General features: G+C 66.0%; 22 protein-coding genes. 14 read left to right on the top strand and 8 right to left on the bottom strand.

The annotated features are described in order from the left end of the window. The first annotated feature begins 188 nt into the window (after window positions 1-188). The 10 genes from BMX43_RS13760 to BMX43_RS13715 all read left to right on the top strand — a co-directional run bounded on the left by BMX43_RS13760 (window position 189) and on the right by BMX43_RS13715 (window position 11,015). Window positions 189-1,832 (top strand): acyl-CoA synthetase, encoded by a 1,644-nt coding sequence (locus tag BMX43_RS13760; RefSeq protein WP_091302351.1) that lies wholly within the window; start codon window positions 189-191, stop codon window positions 1,830-1,832. A 72-nt stretch (window positions 1,833-1,904) separates the two neighbouring features. Next, window positions 1,905-2,663 carry an ABC transporter ATP-binding protein gene (locus BMX43_RS13755; RefSeq protein WP_091302349.1) on the top strand — a complete coding sequence of 253 codons (759 nt, stop codon included), beginning with the start codon at window positions 1,905-1,907 and terminating at the stop codon, window positions 2,661-2,663. Between the two features lie 50 nt (window positions 2,664-2,713). Next, entirely contained in the window at window positions 2,714-3,412 is a 699-nt protein-coding gene (locus BMX43_RS13750; protein WP_425431808.1) for an ABC transporter ATP-binding protein, read from the top strand. 34 nt (window positions 3,413-3,446) lie between these two features. After that, entirely contained in the window at window positions 3,447-4,652 is a 1,206-nt protein-coding gene (locus tag BMX43_RS13745) for an ABC transporter substrate-binding protein (protein WP_091302346.1), read from the top strand. Between the two features lie 70 nt (window positions 4,653-4,722). Beyond that, window positions 4,723-5,613: a branched-chain amino acid ABC transporter permease gene (locus BMX43_RS13740; RefSeq protein ID WP_217643967.1), complete on the top strand. Its 891-nt coding sequence runs from the start codon at window positions 4,723-4,725 to the stop codon at window positions 5,611-5,613. Between the two features lie 10 nt (window positions 5,614-5,623). After that, a complete protein-coding gene (locus BMX43_RS13735) occupies window positions 5,624-6,547 on the top strand; it encodes a branched-chain amino acid ABC transporter permease (RefSeq protein WP_091302344.1) in 924 nt (307 codons plus the stop codon). A 42-nt stretch (window positions 6,548-6,589) separates the two neighbouring features. Next, a complete protein-coding gene (locus tag BMX43_RS13730; protein ID WP_091302342.1) occupies window positions 6,590-8,383 on the top strand; it encodes an acyl-CoA dehydrogenase family protein in 1,794 nt (597 codons plus the stop codon). A gap of 67 nt (window positions 8,384-8,450) precedes the next feature. Then, complete coding sequence (locus BMX43_RS13725; protein ID WP_091302340.1) at window positions 8,451-8,897, top strand: MaoC family dehydratase; 447 nt, start codon at window positions 8,451-8,453, stop codon at window positions 8,895-8,897. Window positions 8,898-8,929: 32 nt separating this feature from the next. Then, complete coding sequence (locus BMX43_RS13720) at window positions 8,930-10,681, top strand: PHA/PHB synthase family protein (RefSeq protein WP_091302338.1); 1,752 nt, start codon at window positions 8,930-8,932, stop codon at window positions 10,679-10,681. Between the two features lie 91 nt (window positions 10,682-10,772). Continuing rightward, window positions 10,773-11,015: a hypothetical protein gene (locus BMX43_RS13715; protein ID WP_091302336.1), complete on the top strand. Its 243-nt coding sequence runs from the start codon at window positions 10,773-10,775 to the stop codon at window positions 11,013-11,015. Between the two features lie 77 nt (window positions 11,016-11,092). Here the strand turns inward: BMX43_RS13715 and BMX43_RS13710 are convergent, their stop codons facing one another. The 4 genes from BMX43_RS13710 to BMX43_RS13695 all read right to left on the bottom strand — a co-directional run bounded on the left by BMX43_RS13710 (window position 11,093) and on the right by BMX43_RS13695 (window position 14,861). Continuing rightward, the gene (locus BMX43_RS13710; RefSeq protein ID WP_091302334.1) at window positions 11,093-12,478 is read right to left on the bottom strand and encodes a calcium-binding protein; all 1,386 of its coding nucleotides are present in this window, start codon (window positions 12,476-12,478) and stop codon (window positions 11,093-11,095) included. A gap of 233 nt (window positions 12,479-12,711) precedes the next feature. After that, a complete protein-coding gene (locus BMX43_RS13705) occupies window positions 12,712-13,836 on the bottom strand; it encodes a site-specific DNA-methyltransferase (RefSeq protein ID WP_091302332.1) in 1,125 nt (374 codons plus the stop codon). A gap of 100 nt (window positions 13,837-13,936) precedes the next feature. After that, window positions 13,937-14,563: a ribonuclease HII gene (locus BMX43_RS13700; RefSeq protein ID WP_091302330.1), complete on the bottom strand. Its 627-nt coding sequence runs from the start codon at window positions 14,561-14,563 to the stop codon at window positions 13,937-13,939. Window positions 14,564-14,681: 118 nt separating this feature from the next. Further along, window positions 14,682-14,861 (bottom strand): hypothetical protein, encoded by a 180-nt coding sequence (locus tag BMX43_RS13695; protein ID WP_091302328.1) that lies wholly within the window; start codon window positions 14,859-14,861, stop codon window positions 14,682-14,684. A gap of 195 nt (window positions 14,862-15,056) precedes the next feature. Here BMX43_RS13695 and BMX43_RS13690 point away from each other — a divergent pair, with 195 nt between their 5' ends. The 4 genes from BMX43_RS13690 to trxA all read left to right on the top strand — a co-directional run bounded on the left by BMX43_RS13690 (window position 15,057) and on the right by trxA (window position 17,772). Next, window positions 15,057-15,341: a hypothetical protein gene (locus tag BMX43_RS13690; protein WP_091302326.1), complete on the top strand. Its 285-nt coding sequence runs from the start codon at window positions 15,057-15,059 to the stop codon at window positions 15,339-15,341. Next, a complete protein-coding gene (locus BMX43_RS13685; protein WP_091302325.1) occupies window positions 15,313-16,017 on the top strand; it encodes a response regulator transcription factor in 705 nt (234 codons plus the stop codon). Before BMX43_RS13690 ends, BMX43_RS13685 begins: the two co-directional genes overlap by 29 nt. 89 nt (window positions 16,018-16,106) lie before the next feature. Next, window positions 16,107-17,294: a BaiN/RdsA family NAD(P)/FAD-dependent oxidoreductase gene (locus BMX43_RS13680; protein ID WP_091302323.1), complete on the top strand. Its 1,188-nt coding sequence runs from the start codon at window positions 16,107-16,109 to the stop codon at window positions 17,292-17,294. A gap of 151 nt (window positions 17,295-17,445) precedes the next feature. Next, the gene (trxA, locus tag BMX43_RS13675) at window positions 17,446-17,772 is read left to right on the top strand and encodes a thioredoxin (protein WP_091302320.1); all 327 of its coding nucleotides are present in this window, start codon (window positions 17,446-17,448) and stop codon (window positions 17,770-17,772) included. A 51-nt stretch (window positions 17,773-17,823) separates the two neighbouring features. On the opposite strand, the gene BMX43_RS13670 is transcribed toward trxA, so the two are convergent. From BMX43_RS13670 to BMX43_RS13655, 4 genes are read right to left on the bottom strand one after another with little or no spacing between them, the layout of a single operon-like run. Then, window positions 17,824-18,717, bottom strand: a complete 894-nt coding sequence (locus BMX43_RS13670) for a hypothetical protein (RefSeq protein WP_091302319.1) — start codon at window positions 18,715-18,717, stop codon at window positions 17,824-17,826. Beyond that, window positions 18,707-19,486: a 3'(2'),5'-bisphosphate nucleotidase CysQ gene (locus BMX43_RS13665; protein WP_091302317.1), complete on the bottom strand. Its 780-nt coding sequence runs from the start codon at window positions 19,484-19,486 to the stop codon at window positions 18,707-18,709. Before BMX43_RS13665 ends, BMX43_RS13670 begins: the two co-directional genes overlap by 11 nt. Continuing rightward, window positions 19,473-20,816, bottom strand: coding sequence for a TldD/PmbA family protein (locus BMX43_RS13660; protein WP_091302315.1), 1,344 nt, complete (start codon window positions 20,814-20,816; stop codon window positions 19,473-19,475). The genes BMX43_RS13665 and BMX43_RS13660 overlap by 14 nt, the downstream gene beginning before the upstream one ends. Window positions 20,817-20,872: 56 nt before the next feature. Next, complete coding sequence (locus BMX43_RS13655; RefSeq protein ID WP_091302312.1) at window positions 20,873-22,405, bottom strand: M24 family metallopeptidase; 1,533 nt, start codon at window positions 22,403-22,405, stop codon at window positions 20,873-20,875.

Raw genomic sequence — 22,405 nt, 5'->3', positions numbered from 1 at the left:
CATTCCCTCGCAGGCAAGCCCCGCTTCCGCCGCGCAATCTGCGCCAGCCGCGCGGGTTTCCCAACCCCAAACGCCACCGCGTCACAATTCGCTACATTTCGCGGAAAGTTGCGCAACATCGCCATGTGTATCTGCCTGCGTCGCGCCGGGGTTGGGGGAACTTCGGCACGGTTCGGGAGGAGATCACAATGCTGAACAAGACAAGCATCTACGCCAGTGGGCTTGATGCGGTTGCGGCCAACCATGTCGCCCTGACACCGCTGTCCTTCGCGGAGCGCACAGCCGGGATTTACCCGGAACTGCCCGCCGTGGTCTATGGCGACATTCGTCGCACCTGGGGCGAAACCTATGACCGGATGCGCCGCATCGCTTCGGCCTTGGTGCAGCGTGGCATCGGCAAGGACGATACCGTCTCGGTGATCGCCGCCAATATCCCGGAAATGTTCGAACTGCATTTCAGCGTGCCAATGGCCGGCGCCGTTCTGAACACCATCAACACCCGCCTGGATGCCGAGGCGATCGCCTTCATCCTCGCCCATGCCGAAGCGAAGGCCATCTTCGTCGATCCCGAATTTGCCGAGGTGACAGACCGCGCCATCCGCATCAGCGGCCGCCGCGACATGCTGGTGATCGACATCGAAGATCCGTCCTTCGACGGCGGTCGCCTTGTCGGTCAGGCCACCTATGACGCCCTGCTGGCCGAGGGCGACCCCGGTTTCGACCCGATCCTGCCCGACAATGAATGGGATGCGATCAGCCTCAACTACACCTCGGGCACCACCGGCAACCCGAAGGGCGTGGTCTATCACCATCGCGGGGCCGCACTGAACGCCATGTCGAACATCACCACCTGGGGCATGGCGCATCATTCGCGCTACCTGTGGACGCTGCCGATGTTCCATTGCAACGGCTGGTGTTTCCCCTGGACCATCGCCGCCAATGCCGGCGTCTGTCTCTGCCTGCGCGCCGTGCGGGCCGAACCGATCTTCCAACTGATCCGCGACGAAAAGGCCACCCATTTCTGCGGCGCGCCCATCGTCTTGAACATGCTGGCCAATGCGCCCGACCATCTGAAGGACTTCTCGCATCAGGTGCGGGTGATGACCGCAGGCGCCTCGCCGCCCGCCGCCGTGATCGAGAAGATGGAGGCGATGGGCGTCGAGGTCACCCATGTTTACGGCCTGACCGAAACCTACGGCCCCTCGGTGGTCTGCGCGTGGAAATCCGACTGGAACGCCGAAACGCCCGAACGCCGGGCCCGGCTGAAGGCCCGGCAAGGGGTGAAGAACCTCGCGCTGGCGGGCCTCATGGTCGCCGATCCCGAAACGCTTGTCCCCTGCCCCGCCGATGGCCAGACGATGGGCGAGATCTTCATGCGCGGCAACAACGTGATGAAGGGTTATCTCAAGAACCCCACCGCCACCGACGATTCCTTCACCGGCGGCTGGTTCGCCTCGGGCGATCTGGGCGTCATGCACCCCGATGGCTATGTCGAGCTGAAAGACCGGTCCAAGGACATCATCATTTCGGGCGGCGAAAACATCTCCTCGGTCGAGGTCGAGGATGTGCTGTACAAGCACCCCGCCGTGAACGAGGCCGCCGTGGTGGCCCGCCCGAACGAAAAATGGGGCGAAACCCCCTGCGCCTTTGTGGAGCTGAAACCCGGCGCCACGATCACCGAGGCCGATCTGATCGCCTTCTGCCGCCAGAACATGGCGCATTTCAAAACCCCCAAGACGGTCGTCTTCGGCGAATTGCCGAAAACCTCCACCGGCAAGGTGCAGAAATTCGTCCTGCGTGACCGGGCCCGCGCGCTCAACGACGCCACCTGACCCACCGCCAGCCGGGGCGCCGCCACCGCGCGGCCCCCACCGGCACGCCCCCCCTGTACGAAAGCCAACAACATGACAGAGACAGGCGATTTCATCCTGCAAACGCAGGGGCTTACCAAGGAATTCAAAGGGTTCACGGCGGTGAACGGCGTCGATCTGCGCATCCGCCGCCATACGATCCATGCGCTGATCGGGCCGAATGGCGCGGGCAAGACCACCGTCTTCAACCTGCTGACCAAATTCCTGACGCCGACGCGCGGCACCATCGCCTTCAATGGCCGCGACATCACACCCGCCAAACCGGCGGAAATCGCCCGCATGGGCGTCGTGCGCTCGTTCCAGATCTCGGCCGTGTTCCCGCATATGACCGCGCGCGAAAATGTCCGCGTGGCCTTGCTGCGCAAGCTGGGCACCTCGTTCCACTTCTGGCGCGGCGAACGCGCCTTGGCGCCGCTGAACGACCGCGCCGATGAATTGCTCGCCATGGTCGGGCTGGAACGCTTCCGCGAGGCCGTGGTCGCCGATCTGCCCTATGGCCGCAAACGCGCGCTGGAACTGGCCACCACGCTGGCGCTCGACCCGGAACTGATGCTGCTCGATGAACCCACGCAGGGCATGGGCCGCGAGGATGTGGAACTGGTGACCCAGCTCATCCGCAAGGTTTCGGCCAACCGCACCATCCTGATGGTCGAACACAATCTCGGCGTCGTCTCCACGCTCTGCGACACGATCACCGTGCTGCAACGCGGGGCGGTGCTGACCGAAGGCACCTATGCGGAGGTTTCGGCCGATCCGCGGGTGAAGGAAGCCTATATGGGGCGGGCGGCATGAGCGCGATCATCGAAAACCACGAACTGGGCGGCCAACACGTCTCGGAACGCATCGAGGAGTTGCGGATTCAGGATCTGCACGCCTTCTACGGCGAAAGCCACGCGCTGCACGGCATCGACCTGACGGTCTGTCAGGGCGAACTGGTCACCCTGCTGGGCCGCAACGGCGCGGGCCGCACCACCACGCTGCGCGCCATTGTCGGGCTGATCGGGCGGCGCACCGGCTCGATCATGGTCAAGGGCACCGAGGTCATCAACACCGCCCCCCACATCATCGCCCATCTCGGCGTCGGCTACTGCCCCGAGGAACGCGGCATCTTCGCCAGCCTGTCGGTGGAAGAAAACCTGATGCTGCCGCCCCGTGTCGCCGCAGGCGGCATGTCGGTCGAAGAACTCTATGACATGTTCCCCAACCTCGCCGAACGCCGCCGCAGTCAGGGCACCCGGCTGTCGGGGGGCGAACAGCAGATGCTGGCCATGGCCCGCATCCTGCGCACCGGCGCCAATATCCTGTTGCTGGATGAAATCACCGAAGGTCTGGCCCCGGTGATCGTGGACAAGCTGACCGAGGTGCTGATCGCGCTGAAGGCCCGCGGCTATACCGTGGTGCTGGTGGAACAGAACTTCCGCTTCGCCGCCCCCTTGGCCGACCGGCATTTCGTCATGGATCACGGCAAGATCGTCGCCACCATCCGGCAAGACGAACTGGCCGCCAAACAGCACATTTTCGACAAATACCTGAGCGTCTGAAAACGCCGCCGGATTCATCTGTGGAGGAGAAAAGATGAAATTGTTCAATACCCTCGCCGCCAGCGCCTCGGCGCTTGCCCTGCTGGCCTCGGGCGCCAGCGCCGAAATCAGCGGCGGCAGCGTGAAGATCGGCCTGCTGACCGACATGTCGGGCACCTATTCCGATCTCGCCGGTCCGGGCACCATCGCCGCCGCCGAAATGGCGATCGAAGAATTTGGCGGCAAGGTTGCCGGGGCGCCGGTCGAACTGGTTTCGGCCGATCACCAGAACAAGGCCGACATCGCCGCCAATACCGCGCGCGAATGGGGCGATACCGGCCAGGTCGATGCCTTTGCCGAACTGGTGACCACCTCGGTCGCCATGGCCGTGTTCGAAGTGGCCAAGCAACAGAACAAGATCGCCCTCGTTTCCGGCGCCGCCACTTCGGCGCTGACCAATGACGCCTGCATCCCGACCGGCCTGCACTGGACCTACAACACCCGTGCGCAGGCCGTGGGCACCGGCGCCTCCATCGTCGCCGAAGGCGGCGACAGCTGGTATTTCCTCACCGCCGATTACGCCTTTGGCGAGGCGCTGCAGAAAGACGTGTCCAAAGTCGTCGAAGCGGCGGGCGGCACCGTGGTCGGCGCGGCCAAGCACCCCTTCCCCGCGTCGGATTTCTCGTCCTTCATGCTGCAGGCGCAGGCTTCGGGCGCCAAGGTGATCGGTCTGGCCAATGCCGGCAACGACACGATCAATGCCATCAAGGCCGCCAAGGAATTCGGCATCGTTGACGCCGGGCAAAAGATCGCGGGCCTGCTGGTCTTCCTGTCCGACATCCACGCGCTCGGCCTTGAAACCGCGCAGGGCATGCAGATGACCGTCAGCTTCTACTGGGATCGCACCGATGCGACCCGTGAATGGTCGAAGCGGTTCTACGACCGTACCGGCAAGATGCCCACGGGCGTTCAGGCCGGCACCTATTCCTCCGTGCTCCACTACCTGAAAGCGATCGAGGCCACCGGCTCGGATGACACCGACACCGTTCTGGCCAAGATGCGCGAGCTGCCGGTGAACGACATCTTCGCCGAAAACGGCGTGCTGCGCAGCGACGGGCGGATGGTGCACGACATGTATCTCGCCGAGGTCAAGTCTCCGGCTGACTCCTCCCAGCCGTGGGACTACCTCAAAATCGTGCGGACCATCCCCGGAGAAGAGGCGTTCGGACCGCTGTCCGAAAGCACTTGCCCCACGAAATAAGGCGAGTACCCCCACCGGAGCCCGCTCCGGTGGGGACTTTTGCCCCCGACGGTAACAAGGACATCCCGCCATGCTGACGGATCTGCTGGGCATCCCCCCGCAAGTGCTTTTCGGCCAGCTTCTGCTTGGTCTCATCAACGGCGCGTTCTACGCGGTGCTTTCGCTCGGTCTGGCCGTCATCTTCGGCCTGCTCAACATCGTGAACTTCTCGCATGGCGCGCTGTACATGCTGGGCGCCTTTGCCACGCTGGCGCTGGTGCAGTTTTTCGGCATCGGCTACTGGGGCGCGCTGGTGCTGGCGCCGCTGATGGTCGGCGCGCTGGGCATCGTGATCGAACGGCTGCTGCTGCGCCGTCTGGTCGGCGTGGATCACCTTTATGGCCTGCTGCTGACCTTCGGTCTGGCGCTGGTGATCGAGGGCACCTTCGTCAAGCTGTTCGGCGCCTCGGGCATCCCCTATGCCGCCCCCGCCGCGCTGTCGGGTGGCGTCAATCTGGGCTTCATGTTCCTGCCCTGGTATCGCGCCTGGGTCGTGCTGGCCTCGGTCGTGGTCTGCCTCGCCACCTGGCTGCTGTTTGAACGCACCAAGATCGGCGCCTATCTGCGCGCAGGCACCGAAAACCCGAAACTGTTGCAGGCCTTCGGCGTCAACGTGCCGATGCTGACCACGCTCGCCTATGGCTATGGCGTGGCACTGGCGGCCTTTGCCGGGGTGCTGGCCGCCCCCATCACGCAGGTCAACCCGCTGATGGGCTCCAACCTCATCATCGTCGTCTTCGCCGTGGTGGTGATCGGCGGCATGGGCTCGATCATCGGCGCCATCGTCACCGGGCTGGCCATGGGCATGATCGAAGGGCTGACCAAGGTCTTCTGGCCCGAGGCGTCCGCCACCGTGATCTTCCTGGTCATGGCCATCGTCCTGATCCTGCGCCCTGCAGGCCTGTTCGGCAAAACCGCGTAAGGTGCCCCAGATGAAGACCAAACTCGCCTATCTTCTGCTGCTGGCCCTGCTGCTGGTCGCGCCCTTTCTGGTCTATCCCGTCTTCCTGATGAAGCTGCTGTGCTTCGCGCTGTTCGCCAGCGCCTTCAACCTGATCCTCGGCTATGGCGGGCTGCTCAGCTTCGGCCATGCCGCCTTCTTTGGCGGGGCGGGGTACTTCACCGGCCACGCGCTGAAGGTCTGGGGCCTGCCGACCGAGCTGGGGATTCTGGCCGGCGCACTGGGCGCAGCACTGATGGGGCTGGCCATCGGGCAACTGGCGATCCGCCGCCACGGCATCTATTTCGCCATGATCACGCTGGCCATGGCGCAAATGGCCTATTTCCTGTTCGTCACCTCCTCCTTCACCGGCGGCGAGAACGGCCTGCAGGGCATCCCGCGCGGCACCGCTCTGGGCCTGTTCGATCTGCAGAACAACCTCACGCTCTACTACTTCGTGCTGGCGATCTGCGCCCTGGGCATCGGGCTGATCGCCCGCACCGTCCGCTCGCCCTTCGGGCAGGTGCTGGCCGCGATCCGCGACAATGAAAACCGCGCCCGCTCGCTCGGCTATGACATCGAACGCTACAAGCTTCTAGCCTTCGTGCTGTCTGCCGGGCTGGCCGGGCTGGCGGGTGCCACCAAGACCGTGGTGTTCCAGCTTGCCTCGCTGACCGATGTGCATTGGCACATGTCGGGCGAGGTGGTGCTGATGACGCTGCTGGGCGGCCTTGGCACGCTGGCAGGCCCCGCCGTGGGCGCAGGCGTCATCGTCACGCTGCAGAACTACCTTGCGTCGGGGCCGCTGTCGGCCTGGGTGCCGGTGGTGCTGGGGGTGATCTTCGTGATCTGCGTTCTGGCCTTCCGCCGCGGCATCGTCGGCGAATTGCGCGCCCTGATCCGCAATTCCTTCTGATGCCCGCCCCCTTCCGCAAACTCTGATCCGCAGGACCCCGCGATGACCTATCAAGCCCCGCTTCAGGACATGCTCTTCGTGCTGGAGGATCTGTGCGATCTGTCCACCCTCGCCACCCTGCCCGGTCTGGAGGAAGCGTCGCCCGAAACCGTCGCCGCCATTCTGGACGAGGCCGCCAAATTCGCCGGTCAGGTTCTGGCCCCGCTGAACTGGACCGGCGATCAGGCGGGCCTGGGCTTTGCCGACGGGGCGGTGACCACGCCGCCCGGCTGGAAAGAGGCTTATGCCACGCTGGTGGACATGGGCTGGAACAGCCCCACCGCCGCGCCCGATCATGGCGGCATGGGTCTGCCCGCCGTGGTCAACGCCTGCATTCAGGAAATGTTCAACGGCGCCAACACGGCCTTCCAGCTTTGCCCGCTGCTGACCCAGGGCGCGATCGAGGCGATCAGCCACTATGCCTCGGACGATCTGAAAGCCACCTATCTGGATCATCTCGTCGCAGGCCGCTGGACCGGCACGATGAACCTGACCGAACCGCAAGCCGGGTCCGATCTGGCGGCGATCCGCAGCAAGGCGGTGCCGCAGGGCGATCATTATCTGATCTCGGGGCAAAAGATCTTCATCACCTATGGCGACCATGACATGGCCGAGAATATCGTCCACCTCGTGCTGGCCCGCCTGCCCGACGCGCCCGCCGGGGTGAAGGGGATCTCGCTGTTCGTCGTGCCGAAATTCCTCGTCAACGCCGATGGCAGCCTTGGCGCGATGAACGATCTGCGCTGCGTGTCGATCGAACACAAGCTGGGCATCCATGCCAGCCCGACCTGCACGCTGGCCTTTGGCGACAATGGCGGGGCCACCGGCTATCTGGTGGGCGCACCGCATCAGGGCCTGCCCTATATGTTCGCCATGATGAACAGCGCCCGCCTTGGTGTGGGTCTGCAAGGCATCGGCATCGGCGAACATGCGGGGCAAGTGGCCGCCACCTATGCCGCAGGCCGCAAACAGGGCGGGGCGCCGGGGGTCGAAGGCTCGGTCGCCATTGCGCAGCACCCCGATGTGCGCCGGATGCTGGGGCTGATCAAGGCCCGCACGCAGGCCGCCCGCATCCTCGCCTATCGCGCGGCGGCGGCGCAAGACATCGCCAGCCGCTGCCCCGATCCCTCGGTTGCCGCCCGCGCGCAACGGCGGCTCGATCTGCTGATCCCGGTGGTCAAGGGCTGGTCCACCGAAACCGGCAACCTTTCGGCCTCGCTCGGTGTGCAGGTGCATGGCGGCATGGGCTATATCGAGGAAACCGGCGCCGCCCAGCATCTGCGCGACGCCCGCATCACCACGATCTACGAAGGCACCACCGGCATTCAGGCGCTGGACCTCGTGGGGCGCAAGGTGATCCGCGACAATGGCACCGCACTGGCCGAACTGGTCGAAGACATCCGCGCCAGCCGCACCCGGCTGTGCGCCGCACCGGGCGCCGATTTCGCCGCCCTGGCCGCCATGCTGGCGCAGGTGATTGAGACGCTGGAGGCGGCGGGCGACTGGCTGCTCGCCTCTGCCCGACAAAACGCCCAACTGCCCGCCGCCGCCGCCTCGGCGCTGCTGGAGCTGTTCGGCATCTGCCTCGGCGGTTGGGCCATGGCCGATGCCGCCCTTGCCGCCGCCGCACGTCAGGCGCGGGGCGATGCAGGCACCCTGCCCGGCCGCCAGATGCGTCTGGCCGCCTTCTATCGCACGCAGGTCTTTCCGCAGGCCCAGGCGCTGCGCGTGATGGCCACCGAAGGCGCCGAAACCGTGCTGGCCCTGACGCCCGAAGATCTGGGCGCCGTGGCCTGACAGGCCAACGCCTGACGCCTGCGCAGGGCCGATCCCCGGCCCTGCCCGCCCCGCAAAGGAGAGCGGAATGAACGAACTCAACGGCTATGACATCGAAGACCTCGAAGTCGGCATGACCGCCAGCTTCTCCAAAACCATCACCGAGGCCGACATCATCCTGTTCGCCGGTGCCTCGGGCGATAACAACGCCATCCATATCAACGAAGATTTCGCCCGCACCACCCCGTTCGGTGGCCGCATCGCCCATGGCTTCCTCACCGCCTCCACCATTTCGGCGGCGATTGCCAACCGGCTGCCCGGCCCCGGCACCATCTATATCGCGCAGGAAATGCGCTTTGTCGGCCCCGTCCGCCCCGGCGATACCGTCACCGCCCGCGTGACCGTAAAACAACTCACCCGTGAACGTAGTCGCGCAGTTTTGCTGACAATTTGTTCTGTGGGTGACAAGGTCGTGGTAGAGGGAGAAGCCACGGTCAGGACCACGTCGCGCGCCCGGCGCGAGGCGACGGTCTGAGGGAGCTGGCGCAATCTGGGAGGGCTGCGGACATGGATGTTGAAACTGTCACGAAACAAACGTCAGAAATGATGGAACTGCTGCTGCGCGCCCAAACCGCGCTGCAATCCGCGCAGGAAACCGCGGCCTCCAAGGCCAAAGGCGAAGAATTCTCGATCGTCGATCTGCGTTCGGTCACCGATGCCTATGCGGCGGCCCTGCCCGCGTTTCTGGAACAGCCCTATGAAACGCTGGCCCGCTCGCAACGCATGTGGATCGACTGGGCGCAGGCCTGGCACGCCGCCTGGACGGGCACCGCACCCGAAACCGCCGACAAACGCTTCCGCGACCGGCGGTGGAGCAATGATCCCATGGCGCGCGGGTTGCGCGACAGCCATATCGCGCTGGAAAAGGCCACCGAACAATTCCTGACCCTGCTGCCCGGCCAGACCAAGGAATCGCTGCGCGTCCGCTTCTACACCCGCCAGTTGCTCAGCGCGCTTGCCCCCACCAATTTCCTGTTCCTCAACCCCGCCGCCCGCGAACGCTTTGTCGAAACCGAAGGCCGCAGCCTGCTCGACGGGATGCGCAATCTGGTCGAGGATCTGGAGCGTGGCCACGGCCGGCTCGACATCGCCACCAATGACCCGCAGGCCTTTGTGGTGGGCAAGGATCTGGCCATCACCCCCGGCAAGGTCATCTACCAGAACACCCTGATGCAGCTCATCCAGTATGAGCCGCTCACCCCCACCCAGCACAAGCGCCCGCTGCTGTTCGTGCCGCCATGGATCAACAAATACTATATCTTCGACATGAAGCCCGAAAACAGCCTCGTGCGCTTCATGCTGGAAAAGGGGCACAGCGTCTTCCTGATCTCTTGGGTCAACCCCACGCAGGAACATGCCGAACTGTCGTTCGAAGATTACATGAAGCTCGGCCCGCTGTCGGCGCTGGAGGCGATGCAGAAAGCCACCGGCGAAGACCGCTTTGACATTCTGGGCTTCTGCATCGGCGGCATCCTCACCACCGCCACGCTTGCCTGGCTTGCGGCGCGCGGCGACAAGCGCATCGTCACCGCCACCACGCTGGCCACCATGGTCGATTTCACCGATGTGGGCGAGGTCGGCGTGTTCATCGACCGCGACCGTCTGGTGGCCCTGCGCGCGCATATGGCCGAAAAGGGCTATCTGGAAAACCACCACCTGCAGGACATGTTCTCGATGATCCGCGAGAATGATCTCGTGTGGTCCTTCCATGTGATGAACTACCTGATGGGCCGCAAGCCCCCGGCCTTCGATCTGCTGTTCTGGAACGCCGACAGCACCCGCCTGCCCGCCGCCATGCTGCTGTGGTATCTGGAAAAGATCTATATCGAAAACGGCTTGCGCATCCCCGGCCACCTGTCGATGGACGGCACCCCGATCGACATTTCCAAGATCGACGTGCCCTTCTTCGTGCTGGCCACGAAAGAGGATCACATCGCCCCCTGGACCTCGATCTACCCGACCACCAGCCTGCTCGGCGGGCCGGTGAAATTCGTCCTCGGCGGCTCGGGCCATATCGCGGGGGTGATCAACCCGCCATCGGAACGCCCGAAATACGGCTACTGGACGCGTGACGATTACCCCGCCGATGCGAAAGACTGGCTGAAGGGCGCCACTGCCCACAAAGGCTCGTGGTGGCCGGAATGGAGCGACTGGATCGACAGCCATTCCCCCGAAGCGCGCGTGCCCGCGCGCGTGCCGGGCACCGGCGAGCTGGGCGTGATCGAAGATGCCCCCGGCAGCTATGTGATGACGAAATGAGCCCCGCGCCCGGCCCCGCAAGGGGCTGGGCCGACTCGGCCAACAGGTGCATGATGCTCCAGCGGAATTTTCCCGCTGTAGGAGGAGCACCATGAAACGCGCAGCCCTGATCCTTGCGGCCCTGCTCGCCGCCACCCCCGCCCTCGCCTTCCATTGCCCCGCAGACATGGCCGCGATTGACGCAGCCCTCGCCGCCAATCCGGCACTGACCGCCGAACAACTGGCCGAGGTGACGGCCCTGCGCGCCGAGGGCGAGGCGCAGCATGTCGCGGGCAATCACGACGCCTCGGTCGCCACGCTGGCCAAGGCCATGGCGATCCTCGGCATCGGCTGAACGGCCCGCCCGCTACGGGCAACCCTTCGGGACGGGCGGGGTTCACCCCGCCCCCCGCTTGCGCAGCAGCCCGCCGGTCAGTTGCCGAAGAATTCGAAATCGCCCTGCTGCACCACCACACCGTCCACCGTGATCACATTCTGCCCGCCCGCCCCGTCGGGATAGCTGATGCGGCTGCCGCCATCGCCGGTGGGGGTGATGGTCAGATCGCTGAATTGCAGCGCATTCTGGATGAACCGGATCCGGTCCCCCTCGCTGCGGTTGAAATCGGTGATCGTGTCATCGCCCTGTTCCGCCTTGGGGATGAACAGGAACACATCCTCCTTGGCGCCGCCGGTCAGCCGGTCGTCCCCCTCGTCACCCAGCAGCAGATCCTTGCCGCCGCCCCCGTCCAACGAGTCGTTGCCGGTGCCACCCTCCAGCGTATCGCGCCCGCCGCCGCCCAGCAGCGAGTCATGGCCCTTGCCGCCTTGCAGCAGGTCATTGCCTCCCTGCCCGTCCAGCGTGTCATCGCCATCGCCGCCGGTCAGCGTGTCCTTGCCGTCGCCCCCGGCCTGACTGTCGCCGCCCGCGCCGCCCGCCAGCACATCGCCGCCATTGCCGCCCGCCAGCGTGTCATCGCCGCCGTTGCCGATCAGCACATCATTGCCATCCCGCCCGAACAGGCCATTCGCCGCGCCATCGCCGATGATCCGGTCGCGGAAGCCCGAGCCCTTCGCATCCTCGAACCCGTCCAGCTCGTAATTGGCGCCCAGCGTCACATTCGCCGCCAACCCGCCCAGCAGGTCGATCTTCGCCCCCGCGCTCCACATCTCCGCCGAAAACGCATCGCGCCCCAAGCCGCCGAACAACTGCCCGCTGCCGGTCTCCGGCCCGAAAAACACATCGTCGCCGCCAGCACCCTGCGCGCTGTTCCAGCCCTGCCCCAGCCCGATCGCCTCGGCCCCGTCATCGCCGGTGTAGAAATAGCTGACCGTCTGGTTCGGGATCACCAGGTCCATGAACGCCTCCAGCCACAGCGCCGCGTTCAGCGTGCCCAGCGCCGTCGCCAGCAGCAGAAAGTCACTCATCGACGCCGGCACGAAGAACTCTGTCTCGCGCGCACCGCCGCTGTTGGCGTGTTCAAAGAACCGGATGTCGCCGCCCAGCGTCTTCAGACTGCCGTCGCCGTTGAAATCCAGCTCCGGGTTGTCCAGCGTGATCCGTGTCCGGGTGCCCCGCAGCGTGTCCGCGATATCCAGCCCATAATCGGCGAGGATCCCGCCGCGCAAGGCCGCAATCGCCTGCGCGGTCCAGTTGATGGTCAGCGTGTCGCCCACCAGTTTCATCACCCGGTCCAGCGGCGTGCCAAGATCATCTGCCCGGCTCAGATACAGCGCGACAACCGCCATTTCAAACCCCGCCGCGCCGTCGGCGCAATGGGCCTGTTCGGTACGATACCCAAGATTAATGGTCCGGCTCATGTTTCCCCCCATCGAAATGGTTCAGTCCCCGATGCCAGTGTAAACCCGCAGGCCGCAGCGCCCTAGCGCAAGTTGCCCTAACGTCACCCAGGCAGGCCGCCCTGCCGCACATGCCAAAAAGCCCCGCCATGAGAACATGGCGGGGAGGTGTGCTTCGGGCGGACCGAAGCACAGGCGTAACCGATTGTTTCGGATTAGGGTGCCTTGGGCGGGGCTGTCCCCCGCCACCCGCCTCAGTGGCGCTGACGCTCGTCAGCCTCCATCTCGGCACGGATCTGCTGGCGCAACAGGTCGATGGGGATCATCTTGCCGTCGCGCTTGAAGTGCCAATAGGTCCAGCCATTGCAGCTTGGTGCGCCTTCCAGCGACGCCCCCACCTGATGGATCGAACCTTTCACGTCATTGCCGATCAGCGTGCCATCGGCCCGCACCTTGGCCTTGAACCGGCTGCCGATGGAATACAGCTCTTCGCCCGGGCGCAACATCCCGCGCTCCACCACCTGCCCGAAGGGCACGCGCGGCTCGGCCCGCTTGCTGCCGGTGATCTCCAGCGCCGAGGCGTCGAACTTGCGCACCCGCGCAATCCGCTCTTCCGCGACCTTGCGATAGGCCTCTTCCCGCTCGATCCCGATGAAATCGCGGCCCAGCATCTTGGCCACCGCCCCGGTGGTGCCGGTGCCGAAGAACGGGTCCAGCACCACATCGCCGGGGTTGGTGGTGGACACGATGATCCGGTGCAGCAGGCTTTCCGGCTTCTGCGTCGGATGCGCCTTGTCGCCGTTCTCGTCCTTCAGGCGTTCATGCCCGGTGCAGATCGGCAGCACCCAGTCGCTGCGCATCTGCACGCCATCATTCATCGCCTTCAGCGCCTCATAATGGAACGTGTATTTGGACCCTTCTTCCTTGCTGGCCCAGATCAGCGTCTCATGCGCATTGGTCAGCCGCTTGCCCTTGAAATTCGGCATCGGGTTGGTCTTGCGCCAGACCACATCGTTCAGCATCCAGAATCCTGCATCCTGCATGGCGGCGCCAACGCGAAAGATGTTGTGATAGCTGCCAATCACCCAGATCGCGCCATTCGGCTTCAGGATGCGCCGCGCCGCCGCCAGCCAGTCGCGGGTAAAGCGGTCATACACGGCAAAGCTGGAAAACTGGTCCCAGTGGTCATCCACCGCATCGACCTTGCTGTTGTCGGGCCGATGCAGATCGCCCTTCAACTGAAGGTTATACGGGGGGTCCGCGAAGATCAGATCCACCGAGGCCTCGGGCAGGCCGTTCATCAACTCAACACAGTCACCGGCAAGAATCTGGTTCAACGGTAGCACGGGGGCCACCGCAGGCGCTTTTCTGATCGTCATGTACTGCCTCTGCTTTCGGCCTCTTTGTGCCGATTTATTGAGACAGAGGATGAGTCATTGGCGATTCGTCGTCAAATTCTTTATTGAATCAAGCACTTACTTAAATCTCTTGATACAAGATATTGTGGACGGGCCTGAACGAACGCCTATGCTGAGGGGTCACCCCAAGATTTAGAAGCGCCGCCAGATGGTCCTTGGTCGGGTAACCGGCATTCCGCTCCCAGCCATAGCCCGGATGCTGTTGCGCCAAATCCACCATGATGCGATCGCGCACCACTTTCGCCGCGATCGAGGCCGCGGCGATCGACAGGCTTTTCGCATCGCCCTTCACCACCGCCTCGGCGCCGCAGGGCAGCCCCTTGGGCAGCCGGTTGCCATCGACCAGCACGAAATCCGGGCGGATCACCAGCCCCGCCACCGCCCGCTCCATCGCCAGATGTGACGCGCGCAGGATGTTCAGCGCGTCGATCTCCTCCACGCTGGCATGGGCGACGCTGACCTGCGCAACCGCAAGCAGTTCCACATAAATCCGTTCGCGCTTCGCGGATGACAGCGCCTTGCTGTCGCCTATACCCTGCGGAATATGCGCCGGATCCAGAATCACCGCCGCCGCCGTCACCGGCCCGCACAGCGGCCCCCGCCCCACCTCGTCCACCCCGGCAATGACAGTGGCGCCCCGGGCGCGGGCGGCGGTCTCGAAACTGAAATCGGCGATCAATCGGGTCATACCCCCAGAAAGCCGATCCGCGCCGCAAGGAAAAGCCTGAAATGAGGGGCAGGGCGGCCAATCCGCCCTGCCCCCGCGATGCCCCCCTGAGGGGATGAGAGGAGCATCTGTCCCGATCTTAAAGGCAGCCCACCGCCGCCCCGGTCAGCGCCATGCGGCACACCGCATGTTCGGCCTGCCCCGGCACGCCCGCCAGCGTTACCGCCGTTGCCACCACCAGCGCCCCGATCATCAGCACCGCAAAGCGCCGTTCGGGCCGCGCCGCCCGCCGAAAGATCTCTGCCCGATTTGCCTGCATGGGTTTGCCCCCTGTTGCGTTCGTTTCTGCCCCAACCCTTCCGCAAAGCCCGCACCGCAAGCAATATCAGCCCCCCTGTCATGCGATAACAACGCCTCCACCCCCGGGTATAGGCCGCGTTCGGGGGGTTGATATTGAATTACCCCGCCGCCCCGTCCAGTATCGCCCAAACCGCGAACCGCATGAGGATCCCTGATGACCCGCCCCTTTCTCGCCGCTGCCCTGCTGCTGGCCGTGATGGCGCTGCCGGCCCATGCGCAATGCTTTGCCGATTACAAGGCGAAACAGGATAACCCCTTGCGCCTGCATTACGGTGTGGCGCAAATCGGCGCCTGCGGCGACCGCAAGGCCGCCAAGCAGGAGTTGAAGCCCCGCCTTGCCGCCGGGGGGTGGAAGCTCCTCAACGTGTTGTCCACCTTCGGCCCCGAAGGTCTGAACGAAAGAAGGTCGAGTGCCGGAGACTACTTCCTCCGTTACTGACAGCCTGCGCGCGGGCAGCCGCGTCGTGGTCTTCGGTATTGCCGCCATCGTCGCCATTCTGGCGGCGGCCGCCGCTTTGCTGTTCCTCAACCTGCCCGACGCCAACGCCTTCAACGCAAGGGTGGAACGGCTGTTCGTCGAAAATGACGACCTGCGCACGCTGGCCGAAATCAAGCTGCTGGAAATCATCGCCCAGTCCGGCACCAGCTTTCAGGAGGTGCTGGCCTCTTACCGCATGGTGATCTTCGTGCTGCTGGTGTTCTCCACCGCGCTCTTGCTGGCCTGCCTCGTGTTCCTCGTCACCATCGTCACGCAGAACCGCCGCATCTCGGCCATTCAACGCTCCGGCATCCAGGTCGCCTCGCTGACCATCAGCCGCGAATCGCGCTCGGTCTTCATCAACGATCTGGAATTCAAACTGACCGAGGCCGCGATCGAAACCCTGTCCGTCCTGGCCGAGGCGCGGATGGATGACGACGTGATGACCGGCGTGCAGATCGAGGCGATGATCTCCGGCAAACCCGAATCGGATTGTGACGAGGCTTCGGGCGCCACCCGCGTCAAACGCCTGCGCGACGCGCTCGGCAACCAGCTCGTCTCCGAACTGCTGGTCAAGACCATCGCCCGCCGCGGCTATGTGCTGGCGGTGGACAAGGACACGATCCGGGTGATCTGATCCGCAACCGATCCTTCGCAGAAGGATCACCCGCCCTTGCACCGCCCCGCCACCTCTGCCAAGCCTCGGAGAAACCAAGGGGGGCAGGCATGAACAGGCAAGCGCACAGCGCCCTCGTCATCGGCGCCGGTCCTGCGGGCCTGATGGCCGCCGAGGCGTTGGCCGATGCCGGCCATGCGGTGACGGTGGCCGAGGCCAAGCCCTCGCCCGCGCGCAAGCTGCTGATGGCCGGGAAATCCGGGCTGAACGTCACCAAAGCCGAACCCCTGCCCGCCTTCGCCGCCCAGTATGATGCCGCCTGGCTGGCACCAATGCTGGCGGCTTTCGGCCCCGATCAGGTGCAGGATTTCTGCCGCGCGCTGGGGCAGCCGGTGTTCACCGGATCGTCGGGCCGGGTGTTCCCCACCGCGATGAAAGGCTCGCCGCTGCTGCGCGCCTGGCTGGCCCGCCTTGCCGCCAAAGGCGTCACCCTGCACACCCGCTGGCGCTGGACCGGCTTCACCGGCACCGCCTTCGCCTTCGACACGCCCGAAGGCCCGCGCGCCCTCTCCCCCACCACCACCGTCCTCGCCCTTGGCGGCGCAAGCTGGCCCCGGCTCGGGTCGGATGCCGCATGGGTGCCGTGGCTGCGCGCCAAGGGGGTGGAGGTCGCGCCATTCCAGCCCGCCAATATGGGCTTCCTGATGGACTGGTCGCCGCATATGGCCAAGCACTTCGGTCAGCCGATCAAAGGCGCCACGCTGATCGCCGGTGCGCAGCGCGAACGCGGCGAATTTGTCCTCTCCGCCCGCGGCCTCGAAGGCGGCGGCATCTATACCGTCAGCCGCGCCCTGCGCCTTGGCGCCCCCCTCGCGCTCGACCTGTTCCCCGATCAGACCGCGGCGCAGTTGCACGCCCGTCTCACGCGCCACAAACCCGGCGACAGTGCCGCCAACCGCCTGCGCAAGCTCGGCCTGCCCCCCGCTGCCGTGGCGCTGGTGATGGAGGTGGCCCGCCCGCTGCCCGCCGACCTCGCCCGCCTGCTCAAACACCTGCCCCTGCCCCATACCGGTCCCCGCCCGCTGGAAGAAGCCATCTCCTCTGCGGGCGGCATCACCCATGACAGCCTGACCGAAGACCTCGAACTGCGCGCCCTGCCCGGCGTCTTTGCCGCAGGCGAGATGCTGGATTGGGAGGCGCCGACCGGCGGCTACCTGCTCACCGCCGCATGGGCCACCGGGCTCTGGGCGGGCCGGGCAGCGGCGCGGCATCTGGAAAAAATGCCCGACGGGGGGTGAACGCCCGGTGTACAGGGGGTGTACAGATGTCACCCCCCCTTTTTGAGCGTCCCGATATCGTGAGGTCCGCTATGCGCCGGGCGCTACTGCTTGACGCTGCCCCCCCCAATCCTTACGTTCAGTGCCTGACAGATTCCCTTGGAGAAAAATCATGGGCGCCGCTACCGTAGCCGTCACCGATGCCACTTTCGACGCCGAGGTCCGCCAGTCGGACATCCCGGTTGTCGTCGATTTCTGGGCCGAATGGTGCGGCCCCTGCCGTCAGATCGGCCCGGCTCTGGAAGAGTTGGCGACCGAACTGGCCGGCAAGGTCAAGATCGTGAAAGTCAACGTGGACGAGAACCCCGACAGCCCCGCCGTTCTGGGCGTGCGCGGCATCCCGGCGCTGTTCCTGTTCAAGGACGGTCAGGTCGTGTCCAACAAGATCGGCGCCGCGCCGAAGGCCGCGCTGGCCACCTGGATCAAATCGGCGATCTGATAACGCCTTGATCTGAAACTACAAAGCGGCTCCCATCGGGGGCCGCTTTCCTCATTCCACCGGCCAACCAAGCCACCCCAGATGCGCCCGTACCCGCGCCGCCGCATCCTCGGCCTGCGCGTCGATTGCCTGTTGCTTGAAGAACCACCACAGGTATTCCGCCATCCGCTGCGGCGCCTGCCGCCCCTTGGCGAAAGCCGCCGCCAGCCCGTCGCGCGGCACCGATCCGGCGGGGTGGTGAAAGTCGATCCCGGCAAACAGCACCGCGCCCTTGCCCGCGATCATCGCCTGCAAGGCCACGCTGGAGTTTTGCGAAACGCAGTAATCACAACGGCTTATCAGGTCCGCCGCAGGGTCCTGCACCAGCCGGAACCGGTCATCCTCCGCCTGCACCGCCGCCAAAGCCGCCCGCTCCGCCGCGCTGTAACTCTCCCCCGGATGCAGCGTCGCCCGCACCTCTGCCCCCTGCGCCAGCGTGGCGCGGATCATCGCCAGCGGCGACATGGATTGAAACGAGCGGTGGTCCAGAAGCCGCCCCTGCAAGGGCATGAAAACAAAGCCTTCCTGCGTGATTTTCCGCCCCGCCAGCACCCGCTCGCGCAGCCGCTGGTGAAAGCCGCGCGCGCGTTGCGGCGGGATGCCCGCCTGCCCCGGTTGTGCCCGCGCCACCGCGAAATTCCAGCGTTCGTTGGTCGGCTCGATCCGCCAGAACGGATAGTAATAGGCCCGCCGCAGGCACAGCGCCCGGGCCGACAGCGGCTCCTGCATATGGGTCAGCGCATGGCCCGGATGCGGCTGGCTGGCACCCTCTGCCTCGGGCCTGTCCACCAGCGTCCAACCCGGCAGGGCCTCGATCAACCGGCTGAGAATGTTCAATTTTCCGGCGTCGTGATCCGCCCGCAGATGCGCAGGCAGATAGAGGTTGAGCACCCGCTCAGCCGCCATGGCTCAGCCGTTCCACCAAGGCCCGATGCAGCCCTGGCGCGGCGGCGATCACGCCTTTGGCTTGCGGATGCGGCGCGTTGAAGCGCAGCCCCGCGCCAAGCCGATCCGACACCGTGGCCCCCGCCCGCGCCGCAATCAGGCTGCCCGCCGCGATGTCCCATTCCCAGGCGTCGCGCAGCATCAGCATCCCGTCATGCCGCCCCTCGGCCACCAGACACAGCCGATAGGCAAGCGAGGCGCGGAAACTGCGCTTCAGATCCGGCACGCCGCCCGGCCAATGTTCCGGCGCCAGATTCGGCGCCGTGGTCAGCAGCGTCGCCCCCTCGATCCCCGCGCGGGTGCTGGCGGCAATCGGCAGCCCGTCCTTCAGCGCCGGGGCCTGCAGGCTGGCGGTATACAGCCGGTCCAGCGCAGGCAGATACACCACCCCCGCCACCGGCACGCCCGCCTCCACCACCGCCAGCGACACTGAAAACGTGTCCTCCCCGGCAATGAAGGCACGGGTGCCATCAATCGGGTCCAGCACGAAAACCCGTTCAGTCTCAAGGCGTTCCGCGCTATCGGCATCTTCCTCCGACAGCCAGCCATAGTCACGCCGCGCCCCGCGCAGCACCCCGCGCAGGTAATCGTTCACCGCAAAATCCGCCTCGGTCACCGGGCCAAGCCCCGGCTTTTCCCAGACTTGCGGCGACTGGCGCCAGAAGCGCAGGGCGATCTCGCCCGCGCCGCGCGCCGCTTCGGTCAGCAGGGCCAGATCATGCGCCGGCAAGCGTCATCCCTTCCAGCAGCAGGCTCGGCACGCGGGTGGACAGGTGGTCGCGCGCGTCATTGGCGGCGATCATCCCGGTCAGCATCTGCCGCAGATTGCCCGCGATGGTGCATTCGTTCACCGGATGGGTGATCTCGCCATCCTCCACCCAGAAGCCACTGGCGCCGCGCGAATAATCGCCCGTGGTGGGGTTGATCGTCGATCCGATCAGTGAGGTGACCAGAAGCCCGGTGCCCATCTGCGAAATCAACTGTTTGCGGGTGGCCGTGCCCGGCGTCAGGTCGATATTCGAGGTGGCGGGCGACGGGGTCGAGGTCGTCCCGCGCGCGGCATTGGCGGTGGACGCCATCCCCAGCTTGCGCCCGGTCGCAAGGTCCAGCGTCCAGCCTTGCAGGATGCCGTTTTCCACGATCACCCGCCGCGCGGTGGGCAGCCCCTCAGCGTCAAACGGGCGCGAGCCGGAAATGCGCGGGCGATGCGGGTCTTCGATCAGCGACAGGCCCTTGGGCAGCACCTGCTGCCCCAGCGCATCGCGCAACCAGCTTGACCCGCGCGCGATGGATGCACCGTTGATCGCCGACAGCAGATGCCCGATCAGGCTTTGCGCGATCCGTTCATCGAACAACACCGGATAGGTGCCCGTCACGGGCTTGCGCGCGCCCGCACGGGCCAGCGCGCGTTCGGCGGCAAGGGCGCCGATCCCGGCGGCGTCGGGCATATCCGCTTGATAAATCCGGGATTCCCCGGCCCAGTCACGCTCCATCCCCGTACCTTCGCCGGTGAAGGCCACCGCCGAGGTGGACCGCGAACTGCGCGCATATCCGCCCGCAAACCCGTTCGAGGCCGCAAGGAACACCCGGCGCAGGCCATACCCGGCCGAGGCTTCCACCTGCCGGATACCGGCCAGCGCCATGGCCCCCGCCTCGGCGGCGCGGGCGTCTTCCTCCAGCGCACGGGCCGAGGGTTCGGCGGCTGGGTCGCACAGCTCGAACGCCGCCAGATCCCAGTCGCGCGCGATCTGCGACGGGTCGGCCAGCCCGGCATAGGGATCATCGGGCGCCTCGCGCGCCATGGCGACGGCGCGTTCGGCCACATCCTCGATGGTGCGGGCCGAGGTGTCGGAGACCGAAACGCAGGCCTGCCGCCCGCCGATCAGCACCCGCAACCCCATCTCGATCGCTTCGGACCGTTCGGCCTGCTCCAGCGCGCCGCGCCGGATGTCGATGGACAGCGACGTGCCCTCCACCGCCAGCGCATCGGCGGCTTCGGCGCCCGCGCGTTTGGCGGCCTCCAGCAGGGCTTCGGTCAGGCGTTGCAGGCGGTCGGTCATGGGATTTCCTTCTCGTGCCATTCCGAGCTAAGTCGCGCCGGGCCTTTAGGCAAGCCCTATGCCACGAAGGGCGTGCGCGGCAGGGTGGACAGGATCTCGCAGCCCGTCTCGGTCACCACCGCGACCTCCTCCAGCCGGATGCCGAAGCGGCCGGGCAGGTAGATGCCGGGTTCCACCGTGAACACCATGCCGGGGGCCAGAATCACGTCGGAAACGCCAGTGATATAAGGCGGTTCGTGGATTTCCTGCCCCACGCCATGGCCGGTGCGATGGGTGAAATACGGGCCATACCCTGCGTCGGTGATCACCTTGCGCGCGGCGGCATCCACTTCGCGCGCGCGGATGCCGGGGCGGATGGTGGCCAGCGCGGCTTCCACCGCGGCATTCACCACGGCATGAACCGCAGCATAGCCTTCGGGCATCGTGCCGCAGCAGGCCATGCGGGTGATGTCGGAATAATAGCCGTCCTTGCGCGCGCCGATGTCGCAGACGATGGCATCGCCCGGCTGCACCACCGTCTCGCCGGTGTGGTGATGCGGAAAGGCACCGTTGCCCCCTGTGCCGACGATGGTGAATTCGGGCACCGCCCCTTCGGCGCGAAAGGCGGCGCGGGCAGCCTCGGCCAGTTCGCGTTCGGTCACGCCGGGGCGGATGGCGGCGCGCAGGGCGGTTTGCGCCAGATCGGCGATGCGGGCGTTTTCGCGCAGGGCGCTGATTTCGCTGGCATCCTTGCACAGCCGCAGCGCGCCCACGGTATCGGCGGCAAAGCTGCGCGCCACGCCGGGCAGCGCATCCAGCAGCAACAGCGCGTGATCGGCGCGCATGGTTTCATCCAGACTCAGCGCCGCCACCGGGCCAAGCTCGGCCAGCGCCTGCGCCAGCGCGGCATCGGGGCCGGTGTCATCCGCCCAAGCCCAGAACGGCCAGTCGCAGTGCTGCCGCGCGTCGTCCCCATTCAGCACCGGCATCAGGAAACCCGCGCCCCGGTGCCCGATCAGCGCCAGACAGGCGCGTTCATCCGCATGGGGGGCAAACCCGCACAGCCAGCGCATATGCGCGCCCGGCGCCAGCGCCACCAGATCCACCCCCGCCTCGACCATGCGCACCCGCAGCCGCGCCAGCCGCGCCTCGACCCCCGATCCGCCCATCGGCACCGCCTGCATGGCGGCGGCGATCCGGTCCAGCCGGTCGGCGATCAGGGCTTGCAGGGCGGCAACACGGGCGGGGGTGAAGTGCCCCTCCACATCCAGAATGTTGATGGTGCCCAACACCTCGCCCGCCACGATCACCGGCAGATTGGCGGCGGAAAAGCAGCCCAGCGCGTTGATCTGCGCATGATCGAAGAAATACGGGGCGAATTCGGCGGTGGTATTGGCGATGAAGGGCTGGCCTTCGATCAGCACGCGGCGCGACCAGTCATCCTGTTGAATCGGCTTGGGCACCGACAGCGGATAGGCCGCCGCATCCGAGGTATAGGCCCGCCGCGCCAGCCCCGCCGCAGTGTCCTGCACGGAAACGGTGAACAGCCGGGCGCCCCCCAGCGCCTCGGCGGCGCGGTGCAGATCGGCAAAAACTTCGGTCGGGGTCAT

Source organism: Gemmobacter aquatilis (assembly GCF_900110025.1).
GTDB lineage: Bacteria > Pseudomonadota > Alphaproteobacteria > Rhodobacterales > Rhodobacteraceae > Gemmobacter > Gemmobacter aquatilis.
This window is presented reverse-complemented; position numbering and strand designations above follow the sequence as displayed.